This window comes from Pseudomonas sp. 05T35 (assembly GCF_056396605.1).
Window position 1 is genome coordinate 1 of the sequence record NZ_JBFTLU010000418.1, and the last position, 4,074, is coordinate 4,074.

Below are 4,074 nucleotides of genomic sequence, written 5' to 3' on the forward strand. Positions count from 1 at the left end.
CCCGCGTACCTGAGCATCGAGGCGATGTCGCCTTTGCCGTCGTCGTAGAAGAAGGTGTGCGGCGCCGCGTAGAGGTAGTTGATCCAGTCGCGATCAAGGCCGCGAATGATGTCGACCGACTCGTTATTGCGCTCGCAGAAGTCATACGGATGCGCCTGGATATCGAGCTTGATGCCTTCGCGTTCAAACTCGGGAATCAGCTCGTCCATGGAACGCATKAACTGGTTCTCGCAGACCAGCGGGTTGTCCGACTGACCGGTGAACTCGGTGTTGACCAGCTCACAGTCCATCTCAACGGCGATCTGGATTGCGCGCTTCCAGTTGCGCACCGCCGCCACTCGCAAGCCTTCATCGGCGGCAGCCCAGTGGTACATCGGGAGCAAGGACGAGAGCTTCACTCCGGTGTCGCTCAGGGCTTTGCGAAACTCCTTGATCCGCGCCTTGTCGACACGCGGGGCCTTGTAGAACGGCAGGAAATCTTCCCGGGGTGAAAGCTCGATGTGCTCGTAACCGAGCTCGGCGACCTTGTCGACCATCTTGCCCAGGGACAGAGTGCGGTACATGTAGGGGTCTAGTGCAATGCGCATTTTGTTGTTCTCCTTAACCAAGGCCTGAGCCTTGCCCTCTTGTGGGAGCGAGCCTGCTCGCGATGGCGGCAGCACATCCAACATCTATGTGACTGTCCAATCGCAATCGTCGGATCGCCGCCCGGAGCAGGCTCGCTCCCACATTGGATTGTGGTCAGCCGTAGAAACGGGGACGGTCTGGCAGTGCGACGTTGATGATCGCCCCGCTCTGCTGTGCTTCGATGCAGGCATCTGCCGCCACCGCTGCAGCAAAGCCGTCCCACGCCGAAGGTCCACCCACCTGCCCGGCGCATACACCATCGATAAAGGCCTGCAACTCAACGTCGTAGGCGGCGATGAAGCGGTCCTTCCAGTCCATCAGAATCGCGTTGGACAACTTGGCCCCGCTGCGCATCTGCACCTGCGATGGCTCCGGCAGCTTGGCAATGCCGGTCTCGCCCACCACTTCGCACTGAATGTCATAGCCGTACTGGCAGTTAACGAAGACTTCGACGTCGATGCGCGTGCCCTTGGCGGTTTCCAGCAGGACGATTTGCGGGTCTTTCAGGTGGGCGTGGGCTTTGCTGGTCTTGCGCGGGAACACCACTTGTACCGACACGTAATCGTCGTCGAGCAACCAACGCAGCACATCCAGTTCATGGATCAGCGTGTCGGTGATCGCCATGTCGGTCTTGTAGTTTTCGCCCACGGTCGGGTTGCGGTGAGCGCAATGCAGCATCAGCGGTTCGCCGATCTGGCCGCTGTCGATCACCGCTTTGAGTGCTCGGTAACCCTCGTCGTACGGGCGCATGAAACCGACCTGCACCAGACGTTTGCCGTGGGCCACTTCAGCCTCGACGATCTTGCGGCAGCCCTCGGCGGTGACCGCCAGCGGCTTCTCGCAGAACACCGGTTTACCCGCCGCAATCGCCGCCAGCACGAACTCTTCGTGGCTCGGCCCCCAGGAGGTGACCAGAATCGCTTCGACGTCTGGCGCCTTGATCAGCGCGTGACCGTCCGGGTACACCTCGGCGGTCAGTTTCAGGTCGGCAACCACTTTGGCCGCCTGCTGCAGATTAATATCGGTAACCGCCACCACCTGACTGTTGAGCAGGGTCTGGCTGCAACGACGGATGTGATCCTGACCGATGGCGCCGGTGCCGATGACGCCTAGCTTTAAAGACATGCGAAGACTCCTTCCTGTTGAGATGGCAGAGCAATCAGTACTGACGGGCCTTGGCCAGTCGTTCATTGAGGGTTTTGGCTACCGCATCGGTGCGCGCGCTGGTGGAGACTTGCGCCACACCCACCCGCCACCAGGACAGGTATTTGTGGATCATGGTCTTAGGCAGGACCTTGATGTCGATCAGCGTCGACACCGTTTGCAACCGCGCATCGGCCAGGGCCGCTTGCAGTTGCTCGACGGTGTTGACCTTGTAGGTCTTGCAGCCGTAGGCCGCCGCGCTCATGGCAAAGTCCACCGGAACAAAACCGCCATCGAGCTTGCCGGTCTCAGGGTTGCGGAAACGGAACTCGGTGCCGAAGCTGTCCATGCCATGTTCCATCTGCAAGTTGTTGATGCAGCCGAAGGTCATGTTGTCGAGCAGGATCACGTTGATCTTGCGCCGCTCCTGAATCGAGGTGGCCAACTCCGAGTGCAACATCATGTACGAGCCGTCGCCCACCAGCGCATAGACTTCGCGCGTCGGTTCCGCGAGTTTCACCCCGAGCGCGGCATTGACCTCGTAGCCCATGCAGGAATAACCGTACTCGACGTGGTAGGTGTTCACGCCCTTGCTGCGCCAGCTGCGTTGCAAGTCGCCGGGCAAGCTGCCGGCAGCGGCGACGATCACCGCGTCGTCGGCCAGGGTTTGGTTCAACACGCCGAGCACACGGCTTTGGGTCAGACAGGAACCGGTCAGCTCGATGAATTCGCGCAGCACCGCCGGGTCCATGTGGTCGTTGATTTCCGGGATGAAGTCCTGGGTCTGGTATTCGACCTGATAGACCCGATCCACTTCTTCATCCAGTTGTGCCTTGGCCTGACGCGGTTGATCGCCCCAACTGGAGCGGTAATCGGCCAGCGCTTCGGACAATGCCTGCAAGCCGGACCTGGCGTCGGCCAGTACCTGCACGCCATCGAGTTTCAGCACATCGCAAGGGCTGATATTCAGGTTGAGAAACTTCACCTCGGGATGCTGGAACAGCCATTTCGACGACGTGGTGAAGTCCGAGTAGCGGGTACCGACGCCGATGATCAGATCGGCTTCCTTGGCCAGCAGGTTCGCGGCCAGGCAACCGGTTTCGCCGATGCCGCCGACGTTCAGCGGATGACTGGAAACTACCGCACTCTTGCCGGCCTGAGTCTCGGCGAAGGGAATGTCGAATCGTTCGGCAAACGCCTGCAACGCGGCATTCGCGCCCGAGTATTTGACCCCGCCGCCGCAGATGATCAGCGGTTTGCGCTTGCCTTTGAGTAGCGCCACGGCATCGCCGAGCATGGCTTCGGTGGCCGGGCGACGGTCGATACGGTGCACGCGCTTTTGCAGGAAGTAATCGGGGTAATCGTAGGCTTCGGCCTGTACGTCTTGCGGCAAGGCCAGCGTCACCGCGCCGGTTTCCGCCGGATCGGTGAGCACGCGCATGGCGTGGATCGCCGCGCTCATCAGTTGTTCGGGACGGTTGATGCGGTCCCAGTATTTGCTCACCGCTTTGAAGGCATCGTTGGTGCTGATGCTCAAGTCGTGGAACTGCTCGATCTGTTGCAGCACCGGGTCCGGTTGGCGACTGGCGTAGACGTCACCCGGTAATAGCAGCAAGGGAATCCGGTTGGCGGTGGCGGTCGCCGCAGCGGTCAGCATGTTCGCTGCACCGGGGCCGACCGATGAAGTGCAGGCGTAGATCTTGCGCCGCAGGTTCTGCTTGGCAAAACCGATGGCGGCGTGGGCCATGCCCTGCTCGTTGCGGCCTTGATGGACGATCAGGTCGCCGCTGTCCTGCTCCAGCGCCTGGCCGAGGCCGAGCACATTGCCGTGGCCGAAAATGGTGAAGATCCCGGCGACGAATTTGCTTTGAACCCCATCGACCTCGACGTATTGGTTGTCGAGGAATTTCACCAGGGCCTGGGCCATGGTCAGTCGTGTTGTGGTCATGTGCGATCCTTCAATATACGAAGAAACCTTGTGGGAGCGAGCCTGCTCGCGATGACGGTTTTACATTCAATATCAATGCTTGCTGTCACACCGCTATCGCGAGCAGGCTCGCTCCCACAGTTGATCTTCATTCGGCCCAAAGCGGTGTCAGGCCAGGGAGTTCTTCAGGTGATCCATGCTCGCGCCGATTGCCTGGCGGATGTCCGTCAGCCCGTGCACGCTGTCGGCAAACGGCTCGAACGACAGGTAGCCGCTGTAACCGGTGCTGAGCAAGGTATCGATCTGCGCCGCGTTGCCGAGGATGTCGCCCTCGCCCACCAGCACCCGATGCCCATCGCGGATGGACGTCAGCGGCG

At 60.7% G+C, this 4,074-nt stretch carries 3 protein-coding genes and 1 pseudogene; all 4 read right to left on the bottom strand.

The features are described 5' to 3' along the window. On the bottom strand, positions 1 to 587 hold a 587-nt coding region (locus AC1DH9_RS24280), incomplete at its 3' end, for a sugar phosphate isomerase/epimerase family protein (protein WP_477808914.1). A 154-nt stretch (positions 588 to 741) separates the two neighbouring features. Continuing rightward, positions 742 to 1,752: a bifunctional inositol 2-dehydrogenase/D-chiro-inositol 1-dehydrogenase gene (gene iolG / locus AC1DH9_RS24285; RefSeq protein ID WP_427536516.1), complete on the bottom strand. Its 1,011-nt coding sequence runs from the start codon at positions 1,750 to 1,752 to the stop codon at positions 742 to 744. 34 nt (positions 1,753 to 1,786) lie between these two features. Beyond that, positions 1,787 to 3,718 (bottom strand): 3D-(3,5/4)-trihydroxycyclohexane-1,2-dione acylhydrolase (decyclizing), encoded by a 1,932-nt coding sequence (gene iolD, locus AC1DH9_RS24290; protein WP_427536514.1) that lies wholly within the window; start codon positions 3,716 to 3,718, stop codon positions 1,787 to 1,789. 147 nt (positions 3,719 to 3,865) lie between these two features. After that, positions 3,866 to 4,074, bottom strand: a pseudogene (locus AC1DH9_RS24295) (TIM barrel protein); the annotation flags it as partial.